Annotated in this window: 15 protein-coding genes and 1 tRNA gene; 14 read left to right on the top strand and 2 right to left on the bottom strand. The window is 63.7% G+C overall.

Annotated features, from left to right (window positions below; all coding sequences use genetic code 11):
• The first annotated feature begins 23 nt into the window (after nucleotides 1–23).
• From ACHAC9_RS10710 to ACHAC9_RS10770, 13 genes are all read left to right on the top strand, one after another.
• The gene (locus ACHAC9_RS10710; RefSeq protein ID WP_435759926.1) at nucleotides 24–974 is read left to right on the top strand and encodes a MotA/TolQ/ExbB proton channel family protein; all 951 of its coding nucleotides are present in this window, start codon (nucleotides 24–26) and stop codon (nucleotides 972–974) included.
• Nucleotides 975–977: 3 nt separating this feature from the next.
• Complete coding sequence (locus ACHAC9_RS10715; protein WP_435759928.1) at nucleotides 978–1406, top strand: ExbD/TolR family protein; 429 nt, start codon at nucleotides 978–980, stop codon at nucleotides 1404–1406.
• Between the two features lie 69 nt (nucleotides 1407–1475).
• Nucleotides 1476–1907: an ExbD/TolR family protein gene (locus ACHAC9_RS10720; protein WP_435759930.1), complete on the top strand. Its 432-nt coding sequence runs from the start codon at nucleotides 1476–1478 to the stop codon at nucleotides 1905–1907.
• A gap of 68 nt (nucleotides 1908–1975) precedes the next feature.
• Nucleotides 1976–3205 carry a tetratricopeptide repeat protein gene (locus tag ACHAC9_RS10725; protein ID WP_435759932.1) on the top strand — a complete coding sequence of 410 codons (1230 nt, stop codon included), beginning with the start codon at nucleotides 1976–1978 and terminating at the stop codon, nucleotides 3203–3205.
• Nucleotides 3206–3432: 227 nt separating this feature from the next.
• The gene (locus ACHAC9_RS10730; protein WP_435759934.1) at nucleotides 3433–4437 is read left to right on the top strand and encodes a bifunctional riboflavin kinase/FAD synthetase; all 1005 of its coding nucleotides are present in this window, start codon (nucleotides 3433–3435) and stop codon (nucleotides 4435–4437) included.
• A 78-nt stretch (nucleotides 4438–4515) separates the two neighbouring features.
• Entirely contained in the window at nucleotides 4516–7413 is a 2898-nt protein-coding gene (gene ileS / locus ACHAC9_RS10735; RefSeq protein WP_435759936.1) for an isoleucine--tRNA ligase, read from the top strand.
• A 70-nt stretch (nucleotides 7414–7483) separates the two neighbouring features.
• A complete protein-coding gene (gene lspA, locus ACHAC9_RS10740) occupies nucleotides 7484–8005 on the top strand; it encodes a signal peptidase II (RefSeq protein ID WP_435759938.1) in 522 nt (173 codons plus the stop codon).
• Nucleotides 8006–8039: 34 nt separating this feature from the next.
• Nucleotides 8040–9260, top strand: coding sequence for a bifunctional phosphopantothenoylcysteine decarboxylase/phosphopantothenate--cysteine ligase CoaBC (coaBC, locus tag ACHAC9_RS10745; RefSeq protein WP_435760063.1), 1221 nt, complete (start codon nucleotides 8040–8042; stop codon nucleotides 9258–9260).
• Nucleotides 9261–9283: 23 nt separating this feature from the next.
• Nucleotides 9284–9733, top strand: coding sequence for a dUTP diphosphatase (dut, locus tag ACHAC9_RS10750; protein WP_435759940.1), 450 nt, complete (start codon nucleotides 9284–9286; stop codon nucleotides 9731–9733).
• An 11-nt stretch (nucleotides 9734–9744) separates the two neighbouring features.
• Nucleotides 9745–10827 carry a M48 family metalloprotease gene (locus ACHAC9_RS10755; protein WP_435759942.1) on the top strand — a complete coding sequence of 361 codons (1083 nt, stop codon included), beginning with the start codon at nucleotides 9745–9747 and terminating at the stop codon, nucleotides 10825–10827.
• A gap of 79 nt (nucleotides 10828–10906) precedes the next feature.
• Complete coding sequence (locus ACHAC9_RS10760; RefSeq protein ID WP_435759945.1) at nucleotides 10907–11917, top strand: XdhC family protein; 1011 nt, start codon at nucleotides 10907–10909, stop codon at nucleotides 11915–11917.
• Nucleotides 11918–11990: 73 nt separating this feature from the next.
• Entirely contained in the window at nucleotides 11991–12887 is an 897-nt protein-coding gene (locus ACHAC9_RS10765; protein WP_435759948.1) for a DMT family transporter, read from the top strand.
• Nucleotides 12884–13762 carry a DNA-3-methyladenine glycosylase family protein gene (locus ACHAC9_RS10770; protein WP_435759950.1) on the top strand — a complete coding sequence of 293 codons (879 nt, stop codon included), beginning with the start codon at nucleotides 12884–12886 and terminating at the stop codon, nucleotides 13760–13762. The genes ACHAC9_RS10765 and ACHAC9_RS10770 overlap by 4 nt, the downstream gene beginning before the upstream one ends.
• 8 nt (nucleotides 13763–13770) lie before the next feature.
• Here the strand turns inward: ACHAC9_RS10770 and ACHAC9_RS10775 are convergent, their stop codons facing one another.
• A complete protein-coding gene (locus tag ACHAC9_RS10775) occupies nucleotides 13771–14184 on the bottom strand; it encodes a T6SS immunity protein Tdi1 domain-containing protein (protein ID WP_435759952.1) in 414 nt (137 codons plus the stop codon).
• Nucleotides 14185–14399: 215 nt separating this feature from the next.
• Nucleotides 14400–14476: transfer RNA gene (locus tag ACHAC9_RS10780), tRNA-Met, on the bottom strand.
• A gap of 172 nt (nucleotides 14477–14648) precedes the next feature.
• Here ACHAC9_RS10780 and ACHAC9_RS10785 point away from each other — a divergent pair.
• Nucleotides 14649–15236, top strand: a complete 588-nt coding sequence (locus ACHAC9_RS10785; RefSeq protein ID WP_435759954.1) for an NUDIX hydrolase — start codon at nucleotides 14649–14651, stop codon at nucleotides 15234–15236.
• The last annotated feature ends 11 nt before the right edge of the window (nucleotides 15237–15247 follow it).

A 15247-nucleotide genomic window follows, 5' to 3' on the forward strand; every position in this document is an offset into this window, starting at 1 on the left:
ATTTTTATATTTCTGGAGGAAGCATGTTTAAGAATACCCGTTTGTCCGCTGTACTGGCGGCAGTCCTGTTCTCGGTGACGGCAGCATCGGCCCTGGTCTCCGCACCAGCCTTCGCTGACGCACCGGCAGCAGCCGCTCCGGCCGCACCGGCAGACGCAGCAGCCGCTCCTGCTGTTGACGCAGCAGCACCAGCTGCCGACGCAGCCGCCGCTGCTCCTGCAGCCGAAGGCGCAGCGCCTGCCGCCGCCGCTGGCGAGACCAAAGAAGAAGTCCACAACCCATACGGCTTCCAGGCCATGTGGGAAGAAGGCGACTTCGTCAACAAGGGCACGATCATCATCCTGTCGCTGATGTCGATGGGTTCGTGGTACATCATCATTACCAAGCTGATCGACCAATCGAAGATCATGCGCCAGTCGAAGGAAGTTTCCCAGAAATTCTGGAAAGCCAACTCGATCGCTGCTGGTTCGGCTGCCCTGAAAGAAGGCTCGCCATTCCGCTTCATCGCTGAAACCGGCACCAAGGCAACCCAGCACCACGACGGCGCCCTGCTCGAGCAGATCGACCTGTCGACCTGGGTGACCATGCAGGTCCAGCGCGCTGTGGACCGCGTTCAGTCGCGTCTGCAAGATGGCCTGTCGTTCCTGGCAACCGTCGGTTCGACCTCGCCGTTCATCGGTCTGTTCGGTACCGTCTGGGGCATCTACAACGCACTGACCGCCATCGGCATGTCGGGTAACGCATCGATCGACAAGGTTGCTGGTCCAGTTGGTGAAGCACTGATCATGACCGCCTTCGGTCTGTTCGTTGCTGTTCCTGCCGTCCTGGGTTACAACTGGCTGGTCCGTCGTAACAAGTCGGCCATGGAAGATGTCCGTTCGTTCAGCGCCGACGTTCACTCGGTTCTGGTGTCGGGCGCGATGAACACTTCGGAAGCTGCGCGCGCTGCGACGTCGGCCAAAAAGATTGGATAAATCATGTCAATGAGTGTGGGCTCCGATAGCGGAGAAGAAGATGCCGTGATGTCAGAGATCAACACGACGCCGCTTGTCGACATCATGTTGGTTCTCCTGATCATCTTCCTGATCACCAGCCCGGTGGTCCTGCAGTTGCAAAAGGTTGCTCTGCCGGCGGAAACGAACCAGGTCACCAAGACCGCGCCGGAAGACATCAACATTACCGTCAACAAAGACGGCGAAATGTTCTGGAACCAGCGCCGCATCGCGAACACGGACGAGTTGTTCAAGTTCTTCGCGGAGCAGTCGGTGAAAGTGCCGCAACCTGCAGTGAAAGTTCGTGGCGACCAAGCTACCCGCTACGAAGCAATCGGTCGGGTGATCTACACGGCACAACGTGCTGGTGTGCAAAAGGTCGGTTTCGTTCTCGAACCACCTGACAAGGGCTAAATATAGCTGCGGCGTCGGATGCACATCTGGCGCCGCAACTTGCACCCAGTTATTTGAAAAGGAAACACCATGGGTATGAACGTAGGTTCAGGCTCCTCCAAGGCAGCCGATCCGGAGCCGATGATGGAAATGAACATGACGCCCTTGATCGACGTTCTGTTGGTCTTGATCATCATGTTGATTATCACGATTCCGAAGCAAAACCACTCGGTCAATCTGAACATGCCGGTGGGTACCCCACCACCGCAGACTGAAAAGCCGCAAGTTGTCACGATCGACGTCGACTTCGACGGCACCATCCTCTGGGATGGCGCTGCGATTACTGATCGCGCAACGCTGGAAGCCAAGATGAATGAAGTGGCTAGCCAGCCGAACCAGCCGGAAGTGCACCTGCGTCCGAACAAGCTGGTCGAGTACAAGGTTGTTGCCGGTGTCATGGCAACGGCCCAACGTCTCGGCGTCACGAAGATCGGCATGGTCGGTAACGAACAGTTCCAGTAATCGCATCAAGCTTGAACAACACGGCAGGGTTTCCCTGCCGTGTCCATTTTCAAAGAGGATTTTCCACGATGAGCAAATTCCGTCTCGCACACCTCGGCCTCGCACTGGCCGCCCTCGGCTTCACCGCAGCAGCCCCAATCGTTGGCCTCGCTCCCGCCCATGCACAAGCAGTGCGTGCCGAAGTCGGCAAGCAACTGCAGGCAGCCCAGGCATTGATGAAACAGGGCAAGCACAAAGACGCCCTGGCGAAACTGCGCGAAGCGGACAAAGTCGCTGGCAAGACCGCGCACGAGAGCTACCTGATTGACCGCGTGCGCGCCTCTGCTGCTTCGTCGGCCGGCGATTACGGCACTGCTGCCAATGCCTTCGAGGCCCTGATTGCCTCCGGCAAGCTGTCGGCAAGCGAGCGTGGCCAGTTCTCGGAAGGCCTGATCGGCATCTACATGCGCGGTGGCGAACTGAACAAGGCAAACGAAGCGATCCAGCGCCAGCTCAAGAACGGCGACGATCCAAAATTGCGCGCCTATCTGCTGCAGAACTATTACAAGCAGGGCAATATTTCTGCCCTGGAAACCGAGCTGCGCAACGCCGAGAAATCGGGCCGCATGAGCGAAGACATGCTCGGTATGCTGGCAAACATCCAGCTCAAGAAGAACGACAAGGTCGGCTACGTCAACACCATCGAAAAGCTGGCGGCCAATTATCCGAAAGCCCAGTACTGGAACGACCTGCTCAACCGCGTGCAGGGTAAGCCTGGCTTCTCGAGCCGCCTGTCGGTCGACGTTTACCGCCTGAAGCTGGCGAACGGCCTGCTGAAGAAGCCGAGCGAGTACATGGAAATGGCCCAGCTCGTCCTGCAAGCCCGGGCTCCGGCTGAAGCACTGAAGATCATCGACAAGGGCTACAAGGCCGGCGCCCTGGGCACCGGTCCTGACGCACCCCGTCACCAGCGCCTGAAAGACCTGGCCGACAAGAGCTTGGCCGATCGCAACAAGGATGCCGCTGCCACGGAAGCCGAATACACGGCTGCCAAGGACAACGACGGCCTGGTGGGCCTCGGCTACGGCCTGGTGCAGGCTGGCCAGACCGACAAGGGCCTGAAGATGATGGAAGCGGCGATCAAGGCCGGCGGCCTGCGCTACCCGGACGAAGCCAAGCTGCGCCTGGGCGAAGCCTATGCCGCGGCCGGCAAGAAGCAGCAGGCGATCAGCACCCTGCGCGGCGTCGGCGGCAAAGAAGGCACTGCCGAGCTGGCTCGCTACTGGATAATGGCGATCAACAAGCCACTGGCTGGATAAGCAGAGCGCGTCTGTCGCGCGATCCCGATCGCGCCTCACGCCACATGAAACGCCGCCTGTTCGCAGGCGGCGTTTTTTTTCGCCCGTGTCGTGCCGCAGTCGCAGACCTAGCCCCCCTTGTCTCTCCGCATTGCAACAAGCCTTTACCGTATAATCAAGCTTTTCGCCCCGCGGCATGGTTGACCACGACATGCGTGGCAGGCTTGCCGGGCACTCTGGAACCACCAATGAAGGTATTTCGCGGACTTCCCAACGACGCGGCGCGCGCACCGTGCGCACTCACGATCGGCAATTTCGACGGTGTCCATCGCGGCCACCAGGCCTTGCTGGCGCGCGTCCGGGCAGCCAGCCAGACGCTGGGACTGGAAGCGGCGGTGATGACGTTCGAACCGCACCCGCGTGAATACTTTGCCCGCCGCAGCGGCGACCTCAGCCGCGCCCCGGCGCGCATCGCCAACCTGCGCGACAAGCTAGAAGACCTGGCCAAGGCCGGCATCGACCGCGTCATCGTCGAACACTTCAACGAACAATTCGCTTCCATCTCCCCGGACGATTTTACGCAGCGCGTGCTCGTCGATGGCCTGCACGTCAAATGGCTGATGGTGGGCGACGACTTCTGCTACGGCGCCAAGCGTGCCGGCAACGTCGAGATGCTGAAGGAAGCCGGTCGCCGCCACGGGTTCCAGGTCGAAACGCTTCCCACAGTACGCGAAGGCAACCAGCGCATCTCGTCATCCGCAGTGCGCGCCGCGCTGGCGGCGGGCGACCTTGATGCCACCGGCGCCCTGCTCGGCCACCCGTACGCGATGTCCGGCCACGTGATCCACGGTGCCAAGCTGGGACGCACGCTGGGCTTCCCGACCTTGAATTTGCGCGTCATGCACCGCCCCGCCCTGCAGGGCATCTTCGTGGTGCAAGTGCATGGCCTGGCCGAGACGCCCCTGCCGGCGGTCGCCAGCCTCGGCGTACGTCCCACCGTCGAGGACGCGGGCCGCATGCTTCTCGAAGTACATATCTTCGATTATGACCGCCCGTGCTACGGCAAGCTGGTGCGCGTCGAATTTTTGGAAAAACTGCGTGATGAGGAAAAATATGTCGACCTCGACACGCTGACCGTCGCGATCCACCGCGACGCGCAGCAGGCGCGTGCCTGGTTCGCCGCGCACACGCTGCGCCACGATCCGCGCAGCGCCGCCCGCGCCGGCGCCTTGACCGCCACTGACCGAATTTGACGCGAGGGCGCCCATGTCCCGCGCGGCTGACGGTCCCTACCGCACAGCCATACCTGCATTCCCTTACCGAAGAAATCTATGTCCGAAAACAGCAAACCCGTACAGAATGCGCCCGCCCCGAAGGCAGCCAAAAAGCCTGAAAGCAAATACCCGGTCAACATGACGGACACCCCGTTCCCGATGCGCGGCGACCTCGCCAAGCGTGAGCCGGGCTGGGTCCAGCAATGGCAGGACAAGAAGGTCTACCACCGCATCCGCAAGGCCGCGGCTGGCCGCCCGACCTTCGTGCTGCACGACGGTCCACCGTATGCGAATGGCGACATCCACCTCGGTCACGCCGTGAACAAAATCTTGAAGGATATGGTCGTCAAGTCACGCACCATGGCCGGCTTCGATGCGCCGTATGTGCCGGGCTGGGATTGCCACGGCATGCCGATCGAGATCCAGATCGAAAAACTCTACGGCAAGAACCTGCCGACCGCCGAGGTGCTGCAAAAGGCGCGCGCCTATGCACTCGAACAGATCGACCGCCAGCGCGCCGGTTTCATCCGCCTGGGCGTGCTCGGCGAATGGGAAAACCCCTATATGACGATGGCCTACGGTAACGAGGCCGACGAGCTGCGCGCGCTGGGCACACTGCTCGACAAGGGCTATGTCTACCGTGGCCTCAAGCCGGTCAACTGGTGCTTCGATTGCGGCTCGGCCCTGGCCGAAGCGGAAGTCGAATACCAGGACAAGCGCGATCCGGCGATCGACGTCGGCTTCCCGTTCGCGGAAGAAGAAAAACTGGCGGCCGCCTTCGGTGTGCAGACGCTGCCGACCATGAACGGCTTCATCGTGATCTGGACCACGACCCCGTGGACGATCCCGTCGAACCAGGCGCTGAACGTGAATCCGGAAGTGACCTACGCCCTCGTCCAAGCCGAGCGCGACGGCCAGCCCTTGCTGCTGATCCTGGCGCAAGACCTGGTCGAGTCCTGCCTGGCGCGCTACAAGCTGGAGGGCAAGATCATCGCCACCACCACGGGCGACAAACTCGAGGGCATGCGCTTCAAGCACCCGATGCACGCGGCCGATCCGTTCTATGACCGTAGCTCGCCTGTCTACCTGGCCGACTACGTCACCACCGAAAGCGGCACCGGCGTGGTCCACTCGGCGCCGGCCTATGGTTTGGAGGACTTTATCTCGTGCAAAGCGCACGGCATGCAGGACGACGACATCCTGAAACCTGTCATGGGCGATGGGCGCTTCGCCTCCTCCCTGCCGCTGTTCGGCGGCCTGACGATCTGGGAAGCCTCGAAGCCGATCTGCGCGGCCTTGACCGCCGCCGGCGCGCTGTTCGAACTGAAAATGTTCGACCACAGCTACATGCACTGCTGGCGCCACAAGACCCCGATCGTCTACCGCGCAACGAGCCAGTGGTTCGCCGGCATGGACCTCACGCCGAAAGACGGCGGCGCCACCCTGCGCGAAGCGGCGCTGGCCGGCATCGCGAAAACCCGGTTCTTCCCGGACTGGGGCCAGGCGCGCCTGCACGGCATGATCGAGAACCGTCCGGACTGGACCCTGTCGCGCCAGCGCCAGTGGGGCGTGCCGATGGCCTTCTTCATCCACAAGGAAACGGGAGAATTGCATCCGCGCACGCCCGAGCTGCTGGAACAAGTCGCCAAGTTGATCGAACAGAACGGCATCGATGCCTGGCAGACGCTCGACCCACGGGAACTGCTCGGCGATGACGCGGACCTGTATGAGAAGAACAAGGACACGCTCGACGTCTGGTTCGATTCGGGCGCCACGCACCAGACCGTGCTGCGCGGCTCGCACGCGCAGCAGTCGACCTTCCCGGCCGACCTGTACCTGGAAGGCTCGGACCAGCACCGCGGCTGGTTCCACTCGTCCCTCTTGACCTCGTCGATGCTGAGCGGTACGCCGCCCTACAAGGCGCTGCTGACCCACGGCTTCACGGTCGACGAGCACGGCAAGAAGATGAGTAAATCGCTCGGCAACACGATGGCGCCGCAAAAGATCTCGGACACCCTGGGCGCGGACATCCTGCGCCTGTGGGTGGCCTCGACCGATTACACGAGCGAGCTGTCGATCAGTGAAGAAATCCTCAAGCGCGTGACCGAATCGTATCGCCGCATCCGCAACACGCTGCGCTTCCTGCTGGCGAACACCTCGGACTTCGACCCGGCACAGCACGCGGTGCCGGTGGCGGAGCTGTTCGAGATCGACCGCTATGCGATCGCCTCGATGGCGCAGCTGCAAAACGACATCGCCGCGCACTTCGACCGCTACGAATTCCATCCGGTGGTCTCGCGCCTGCAGAACTATTGCTCGGAAGACCTGGGCGGCTTCTACCTCGACATCCTGAAGGACCGCTTGTACACGAGCGGCGTGGAGTCACAAGCGCGCCGCTCGGCCCAGACCGCGCTGTGGCATATCGCGCACGCGCTGCTGCGCGTGATGGCGCCGATCCTGTCCTTCACCGCCGAGGAAGCCTGGGCCGTGTTCCCGGGCCAGCAAGCCTATGCCGAGAGTGATGAAACCATCTTCACCCAGACGCTGTGGACCTTCCCGGAACTGCCGGACGCCGAAGCGCTGCTGACCAAGTACGCGCTGCTGCGCGAAGTGCGTGCCGACGTGACGAAGCAGCTGGAGGAAGTGCGCGCCTCGGGTGCGATCGGCTCCTCGCTGCAGGCCGAGCTGACGATCAAGGCGGCAGGCGCCAAGCACGAGCTGCTGGCGAGCCTGGACGACGACCTGAAGTTCGTCTTCATCACCTCGCAGGCGACCGTCGAACAGGCGGCGAACGAGGCTGAAGAGGCCGTGCAAGTGACGGCGTCAAGCGCGCCTAAATGCGAGCGCTGCTGGCACTACCGCCGCGACGTCGGCCACAACCACGAGCACACGGGCCTGTGCGGCCGTTGTGTGAGCAACCTGTTCGGCGCCGGCGAAGCACGCCGCTTCGCATAAGCAGTCGTGCACCGACCGCCATGCCGCCTTCACAGCGGCATGGCGGTTTTACCATCCGACCTGAGATCCCATGGCAACCAAGAAAAAACCAAGCATCACGACCGTCCACAAAAAATCCGGCGCCGGCATGACCCCATGGCTGGGCATCGCGTTCATCATCGTCCTGATCGACCAGCTGACCAAGATCACCGTCTCGAAACTGTTCACCTATGGCGAAACGCTGCCGGTCACAAGCTTCTTCAACCTGGTGCTGGTGTATAACCCGGGCGCGGCCTTTTCCTTCCTGGGCGACCAGGGCGGCTGGCAGCGCTGGTTCTTCACCGCGATCGCGGTCGGCGCCATCGGTTTCATCCTCTACCTGCTCAAGCGTCACCCCGGCCAGCGCCTGTTCTGCTTGGCACTGGCCCTGATCCTGGGCGGCGCGGTCGGCAATGTGATCGACCGCATCGCCTACGGCCACGTGATCGACTTTCTCGACTTCTACTGGCGCGGCTGGGGCCACTTCCCTGCCTTTAACGTCGCCGACATCGGCATCTCGATCGGCGCCTTCCTGTTCATCGTCGACGAACTGCGGCGCGTGAACAAGAACTAAGCACTGCAGACTGAATGAGGAGTCCGACATGAGCATGGACCTGCAGGGCAAAAAAATCGTTCTCGGCCTGTCCGGGGGCGTCGCCTGCTACAAGGCGGCGGAACTGTGCCGCGCGCTGATCAAGCAAGGCGCGCAGGTACACGTCGTCATGACCGAGGCCGCCACCCATTTCATCGGCGCGGTCACCATGCAGGCGCTTTCCGGCAACCCGGTCTGGCTGGACCAGTGGGATGCGCGCATGCCCAACAACATGGCGCACATCGACCTCACGCGCGGCGCCGACGCCGTGCTGGTCGCGCCCTGCTCGGCCGATTTCATCCGAAAACTCGCCCATGGCGCCTGCGACGATTTGCTCTCGACGCTGTGCCTGGCGCGCCCTCACGGCGTGCCGCTGCTGGTTGCGCCGGCAATGAATGTCGAGATGTGGCAGAACCCGGCGACCGGGCGCAACGTCGTCACCCTGCGCGAGGATGGCGTCAAGATCTTCGGCCCGGGCGCCGGCGAACAGGCCTGCGGCGAAACGGGCCTCGGGCGCATGCTCGAGCCCGAGCAGCTGCTCGACGAGCTGATTGCGTCGTTCCAGCGCAAGATCCTGGCAGGCAAGCGGGTGCTGATCACGGCCGGCCCTACTTTTGAAGCGATCGATCCGGTGCGCGGCATCACCAATCTCTCGTCGGGCAAGATGGGCTATGCGATCGCCCGTGCCGCGCGCGAAGCCGGCGCCGAGGTGACGCTGGTGTCGGGCCCGACAGCTTTGCCCACGCCCTACGGCGTGCGCCGCATCGACGTGCTCTCGGCCGGGCAGATGATGGATGCCGTAATGGCGGGGGTCGAGGGCCAGCACGTGTTCGTGGCCGTGGCGGCGGTGGCCGACTGGCGGGTGGCGAATGCCAGCGACCAGAAACTGAAAAAGCAGGAGGGCGGCGGCGCGCCTGAACTTCAGTTCGTGCAGAACCCCGACATCCTGGCCTCGGTGGCCGCGACCACCTCGCTGTCGGGCTGGCCCTACTGCGTCGGCTTTGCCGCCGAGTCGGAAAACCTGGTCGAATACGGCGCCGCCAAGCGCGAACGCAAAGGCATCCCTCTGTTGGTCGGGAACATCGGGCACCACACCTTCGGCCAGGATGACAATGCGATTGTCCTGTTCGACGAACAGGGCCATACCGTGCTGCCGCGCGCCGACAAGCTGACACTGGCGCGCCAGCTGGTGTCCGAAATCGGCAAGCGGCTCGAACAGCGCTCCTTGCTGACCTGATTCACCCATCCAAGAAAAAAAGCATGAAAACGATTGATATCAAAATCCTCGACCCGCGCATGAAAGACCTGCTGCCGGCCTACGCCACTGCCGGCAGCGCGGGCCTCGACCTGCGCGCCTGCATCGATGCGCCGATCAATCTCGCGCCCGGGCAGACCGTGCTGGTGCCGACGGGCCTGGCCATTCACGTGGCCGATCCGGGCTATGCGGCAATGATTTTGCCGCGCAGTGGACTCGGCCATAAGAACGGCATTGTTCTGGGCAATCTGGTAGGCTTGATCGACTCCGATTACCAGGGCCAGCTGATGGTCTCGACCTGGAACCGCGGCCACGCCGCGTTCACGCTGCAACCGCTGGAGCGCCTGGCGCAGCTGGTGATCGTGCCCGTCCTGCAGGTGGGCTTCAATGTCGTCGACGAGTTTGCATCGAGCGAACGGGGCGCCGAAGGCTTCGGCAGCACCGGAAAACAATAATGAGGAGGACCATGATTCGCATTGATCGTCTGCGCCCAGCCGCGCTTGGTGTTGCCCTTTCCCTGCTGCTGACAGCCTGCGGCACCCAGGCCCCGCTGCGCCAGCCCGGCAGCACCGCCCCCGTCACCGAAACCCCGCAAGGCACGCCGCTCACGCCGCAAATGTCCGCCGCGGCCGACACGCTGACCAAGATGGCGGCAATGCAGGACCGCCTGTACCGCGTGGCGGCGCCACTCCTGATCGACAATGCCGGGCTGTGCACGAAACACGCGCGCAATCTGCTCGGCTTCACGGCGAAGAACCGCCACTCCTACCCGGGCGTCTACAACGAGGCCGCGCACGTCGCCTTCGGCATGGACGAGCGGCTGCAGGTCACCGGCGTACTGGCCGGCAGCGGTGCGGCGAAAGCCGGATTGCGCCTGGGAGACGACCTGGTCGCGGCCGGCGGCAAGCCGCTGCCGACGGGGCCTGCCGCGCCGTCCACGGTCGGTTCCGTCTTCGGCGCGCTGATGTCGGCCAACCCGACGCTGCCGCTGACAATCGATCGCGACGGCCGCCCGCGCGACCTCAGTATCCCCGTCACCCGCGCCTGCGGCTACGGCATCGAACTGGGCAACGGCGACAACGTCAACGCGTATGCCGACGGCGGGCGCATCATGGTTACGCGCGGCATGCTGAATATGGCGCGCAGCGACGACGAGCTGGCCTATGTACTGGCACGCACGATGGCGCACAACATGCTCGATCACCCGAAAGCGCAGCGCAACCAGGCCACGCTCGACAGTGTGATCGACAACCTGACGCGCATGAGCCCGGACATGGCGATGATCAACGGCAGCGCCGGCATCAAGGCCATGCCGTCGAACCTCGATGCAGCGGCCGACCGCCTCGCGATCTTCCTGCTGGCCCGTGCCGACTACAGCATCGAAGGCGCTCCGGCGTTCTGGAAGCGCTTCGCGTCGGCCTACCCGGCCAGCGTGGCGAATGGCTTCACCGCCAACCACCCGTCGACCGCGGCCAGGTTGACGGCGATGGAGCTCGCGATCGAGGATGTGAAGGCAAAGAAGGCGAGCAAAAAAGCCCTGGTGCCTTAAGCGACTCCTCACCCCGCCGACGCCCCGAACGCTTTTTTTGTATCATTGACATCCCTCACCAGCAGCGCCCGCGCAGACCATGGACAGCCTCGACCTCGACGTACTCAAGACCGCCGCAAGCTGGCTCGATGCTGGACACCGCTGTGAACTGGTCACCGTCATTAAAACCTGGGGCTCGAGCCCGCGTCCGATCGGCGCCACGCTGGCGGTGCGCGACGATGGCCGCGTCATCGGCTCCGTCTCCGGCGGCTGCATCGAGGACGACCTGATCGAGAACGTACGCGCACAGGGCATTTCGCCCGATGCAAAACCGCACATCGTCAGCTATGGCATCAGCGCCGACGACGCCCACCGCTTCGGCCTGCCCTGCGGCGGCACCATCGAGCTGGCGATCGAGCCGCTGGGTGCAGGCAGCGGCATGCGCGCACTGTTGCAGCGCCTCGAAGGCGGCGAATTACTGGAACGCCGCCTTGACCTCAACAGCGGCGCCGTGACCCTGGCGCACGCCAACCCGGGCAGCGTGCTGCGTGTGGAAAACGAAGCCTTGTACACCGTGCACGGGCCGCGCTGGCGCCTGTTCATCATCGGCGCCGGCCCGCTGTCGCGCTTCCTGGCCCAAGTGGCAAGCGCCATGGACTACCGCGTGATCGTCTGCGACCCGCGCGAAGAGTACCGCGCCGACTGGAACGTGGCCGGCATCGAACTGGTGCACACGATGCCGGACGACCTCGTGATCGAAGCGCGCCTGGATGCGCGCAGCGCCGTCGTCGCCCTCACCCACGACCCGAAACTCGACGATCTGGCCTTGATGGAAGCGCTCAAATCCGAGGCCTTCTATGTCGGTGCGATCGGTTCGCGCCTGAACAATGCGCGCCGGCGCGAACGCCTCAAACTGTTCGACCTCTCCGAGGCGGAGCTGGACCGCCTGCACGGCCCGATCGGTCTCTACATCGGCAGCAAGACGCCGTCCGAAATCGGCATCGCGATCCTGGCCGAAATGACGGCGATTAAAAATGGCGTGCCTCCGGCGATGCTGGTGCCGCACTCCGCCGCGCCGCAGCCGGCCACAGGCGAAGTCTGCGCCCTTTGACACGCCAGCAATAAACGGCTTGCGCGGCCGTGCGCCGTGCGCCACCCTGTGCTTCCGCCCTTGACATCGACCCATGAACACCGCCAATTTCCTGCGCCTCTTGCTGCTGGCCGCCATCTGGGGCGGCTCCTTCCTCTTCTTGCGCATCGGCGCGCCGGTGCTGGGACCGGCCGTGCTGATCGAATACCGGGTGCTGTCCGCGGCACTCTTTCTGTTGGCGGTGGGACTGGTATTGCGTAAGCGTCTCGACCTGCGCGCCAACTGGAAGCATTACCTGATGCTCGGTGTATTCAACTCCGCCTTACCCTTCCTGCTGGTCGCCTACGGCGCGCGCACGCTCACTGCCTCGGTGCTGTCGGTGCTGAACGCGACGGCGCCGATGTGGGGCGCGCTGATCGGGGCGCTGTGGGCGCGCCAGGCGATCACCTTTAAGAGCGGCATCGGACTGGTGCTGGGCATGGCGGGCGTGGCCTTGCTGGTCGGCTTCGACGACGTCTCGCGCCTTCCCGGTGCCGGCCTGGCCATTGCCGCGGTGCTGGCTGCGGCGCTGTGCTACAGCATTGCCAGCCTGTACGCGAAGTCGGCCAAATCGGTCGAGCCTTTCGCCAATGCGCACGGCACGATGTGGGCGGCAACGCTGTTCGTGCTGCCGGCGCTGCCCTTCTTTCCGTCGCCCGGCACGCCGACGCCGGGCGTGTGGGCAGCCGTTCTTGCATTGGGCATCGTCTGCAGCGGCATCGCCTACCTGATCTATTTCCGCCTGATCGACGAAGTCGGGCCGACCTCGGCCCTGACGGTGACTTTCATCAGTCCCGTGTTCGGCATCCTGTGGGGTGCGCTGTTCCTGGGTGAGGCCGTCGGCTGGCATACCCTCGCCGGCGCGGCGACCGTGCTGGTCGGCACAGCCCTGGTGACGGGCTTCGTGCCGCGCTTTGGGCGCCAGACGACGGCCGTTGCCGGCAAGCCATGACGACGCAGGCGCTGTCGATTGCGCTGCCCGACAACTACCGCAGCGCCGACGTCCTCGCGTTTCACGCACGCGATGCCGAAGGACTCGCGGAACAGGTGGATGGCGAACGACTCCGCAAGGCCGTGCTGCTCGGTGGTGTTCCGGTGCTGCTGGATGTGACGCTGACAGCGCAAGCGGCGCAGTGCCGCATCGACGCCGATGGCGAACTCGACGCTGCTACGCTGGCGCTCGCGCACGAGGCCCTGCGCAGCATCCTGGCATTGCGCATCGATCCCGCGCCCTTCGACGCTTTCGTGGCGGGCGATCCCGTGTTCGGGCCGCTGGTGGCACGCCGGCCGGGGCTGCGCGTCGTCCAGTCGGCCAGCGTCTTCGAGGCGCTCACCTGGGCCATCATCGGCCAGCAGATCAATTTACCGTTTGCGATCAGCCTGCGCCGTACGTTCATCCGACAGGCCGGACGTGCGCACAGCAGCGCCCTGTGGTGTTATCCGGAAGCCGTGGACGTCGCGCGGCTCGACCTGGAGGACCTGACAAGCCGCAAGTTCTCGCGCGCCAAGGCCGAGACGCTGCTGCGCGTGGCGCGCATGGTGGTCGAGGGCGACCTGCAGCTAGCCCAGGACGACGATCCGGCGCATGCTGCTGCGGCGCTGCTGGCGATCAAGGGGATCGGACCGTGGACCGTGAATTACACGCTGCTGCGCGGTTATGGGTATGCGGACTGTTCGCTCGACGGGGATGTGGCGATTCGCAGCGCGCTGGGGCGCCTGCTGGGGGAAACGGGCAAGCCGGACGGGGCGCGCACGCAGGCATGGCTGGGGCAGTACAAGCCGCATCGGACGATGGCGGCAGGGTATTTGTGGGCGAGTCTTAGCTAGGCAGCTCTTCAACTCCAGCGCGGCATGCCGTCGAGCTGCTGTGCGCCCTCTCCTGAAAACCGGATCAGCTCGGACAGCGGCACGGTCGCCAGGTTCTCCCTGCCGTAATGGCCGCCGAGCGCGCTGGGAATCTTGAGGCAATAGGTGCGCTCGTCGGTAAGGGGGCCGAGCGTCAATTCGGCGAGGTTGACCACTTCCGGCATGTACCAGTCGTTAAGGAAGTCCTGGTTGTACGAGAGCGCATCGAGCGCGGCGCGGTCTTCGGCGACCGGTTCGCAGCACAGGTCTTGCGGACGCAGGCGCCAGTAGCTGCCGTCGGCGTCGCGCAGGATCAAGTTGCCGAACGCGTTAGCGCCCAGTATTTCGACGGCCCGCAAGCCCGTCCAGCCCCAGGCATCGTTGATGTCTTCGATAGTTATCATGGTCGAACCGGCTAATTGAGCGTTGGACGGATCGGCACGCGCCATGGAAATCCCACGGACGGGCCTGCTAATGGTTGGACAGCGCCGGGTTCGGCAAGTGCGGTGAACCTGCCCCCTGTTTGAGGCAGGTCGAGTCCGGGAAGGAGGACGAGAATGAAGGCATCACGAAAAAAGCCGGTACTCCTTGTAGGAAGTACCGGCTTTTTTCTTGATTCTGGTTGCGGGGACAGGATTTGAACCTGTGACCTTCGGGTTATGAGCCCGACGAGCTGCCAGACTGCTCCACCCCGCGTCTGTGAAACGAATTATATACGGGTTCAGCCATTTAGGCAAACCCAATGCAGCCGCTGCCGGCGATTGAGGTCTTGCATCGCACCGGCGCACCAGCCCTGCCGAGCCGGCGCGTCGGCACGGTCGACCCAATCAGGTGTAAAGTAAGCACATATCCATTCTCTTCATCCTCTATGAACTTTTGTTCCGAGTGCGGCCATGGGGTCGCGCTGGCCATACCTGAAGGCGACAACCGGCCACGCCATGTGTGCACGCAGTGCGGCACGATTCATTACCAGAACCCGAAAATGGTGATCGGCTCCATCCCCGTCTGGGAGCACGAGGGCACGCTGCAAGTGCTCCTGTGCCGGCGCGCGATCGAACCGCGTCACGGTTACTGGACGCTGCCGGCCGGCTTCATGGAAAACGCCGAAACGACGGCCGAGGCAGCCGTGCGCGAGACCGAAGAGGAAGCCGGCGCCAACATCGAGATCGGCCCATTGTTCTCACTGCTCAATGTCGCCCACGTACACCAGGTGCATATGTTTTACCTGGCGCGCCTGCTCGACCTCGATTTTGCGCCGGGCATCGAAAGCCTGGAAGTGCAGCTGTTCGCCGAGCGCGACATCCCTTGGGACGAGCTCGCCTTCCCGACGATCCGCACGACGCTGGAACTCTTCTTTGCCGACCGCGTCAAAATGCGCGAGGGCGTCGCCGATGCGTATGGCGTACACAGCATGGATATCCGGCGCCCGATGATCGCACCACGCGAACCCGACTGAACCGAGAACCG

Source organism: Massilia sp. CMS3.1 (assembly GCF_051262535.1).
GTDB lineage: Bacteria > Pseudomonadota > Gammaproteobacteria > Burkholderiales > Burkholderiaceae_D > Telluria.

What these genes read in the sequence shown, in the direction of transcription:
- ACHAC9_RS10760 (WP_435759945.1), top strand. Translation starts at nt 10,907, where the DNA reads ATGGACAGCCTCGACCTCGACGTACTCAAGACCGCCGCAAGCTGGCTC.
- ACHAC9_RS10710 (WP_435759926.1), top strand. Translation starts at nt 24, where the DNA reads ATGTTTAAGAATACCCGTTTGTCCGCTGTACTGGCGGCAGTCCTGTTC.
- ACHAC9_RS10785 (WP_435759954.1), top strand. Translation starts at nt 14,649, where the DNA reads ATGAACTTTTGTTCCGAGTGCGGCCATGGGGTCGCGCTGGCCATACCT.
- ACHAC9_RS10770 (WP_435759950.1), top strand. Translation starts at nt 12,884, where the DNA reads ATGACGACGCAGGCGCTGTCGATTGCGCTGCCCGACAACTACCGCAGC.
- coaBC (WP_435760063.1), top strand. Translation starts at nt 8,040, where the DNA reads ATGGACCTGCAGGGCAAAAAAATCGTTCTCGGCCTGTCCGGGGGCGTC.
- dut (WP_435759940.1), top strand. Translation starts at nt 9,284, where the DNA reads ATGAAAACGATTGATATCAAAATCCTCGACCCGCGCATGAAAGACCTG.
- ACHAC9_RS10725 (WP_435759932.1), top strand. Translation starts at nt 1,976, where the DNA reads ATGAGCAAATTCCGTCTCGCACACCTCGGCCTCGCACTGGCCGCCCTC.
- ACHAC9_RS10765 (WP_435759948.1), top strand. Translation starts at nt 11,991, where the DNA reads ATGAACACCGCCAATTTCCTGCGCCTCTTGCTGCTGGCCGCCATCTGG.
- lspA (WP_435759938.1), top strand. Translation starts at nt 7,484, where the DNA reads ATGGCAACCAAGAAAAAACCAAGCATCACGACCGTCCACAAAAAATCC.
- ACHAC9_RS10775 (WP_435759952.1), bottom strand. Translation starts at nt 14,184, where the DNA reads ATGATAACTATCGAAGACATCAACGATGCCTGGGGCTGGACGGGCTTG.
- ACHAC9_RS10755 (WP_435759942.1), top strand. Translation starts at nt 9,745, where the DNA reads ATGATTCGCATTGATCGTCTGCGCCCAGCCGCGCTTGGTGTTGCCCTT.
- ACHAC9_RS10720 (WP_435759930.1), top strand. Translation starts at nt 1,476, where the DNA reads ATGGGTATGAACGTAGGTTCAGGCTCCTCCAAGGCAGCCGATCCGGAG.
- ACHAC9_RS10715 (WP_435759928.1), top strand. Translation starts at nt 978, where the DNA reads ATGTCAATGAGTGTGGGCTCCGATAGCGGAGAAGAAGATGCCGTGATG.
- ileS (WP_435759936.1), top strand. Translation starts at nt 4,516, where the DNA reads ATGTCCGAAAACAGCAAACCCGTACAGAATGCGCCCGCCCCGAAGGCA.
- ACHAC9_RS10730 (WP_435759934.1), top strand. Translation starts at nt 3,433, where the DNA reads ATGAAGGTATTTCGCGGACTTCCCAACGACGCGGCGCGCGCACCGTGC.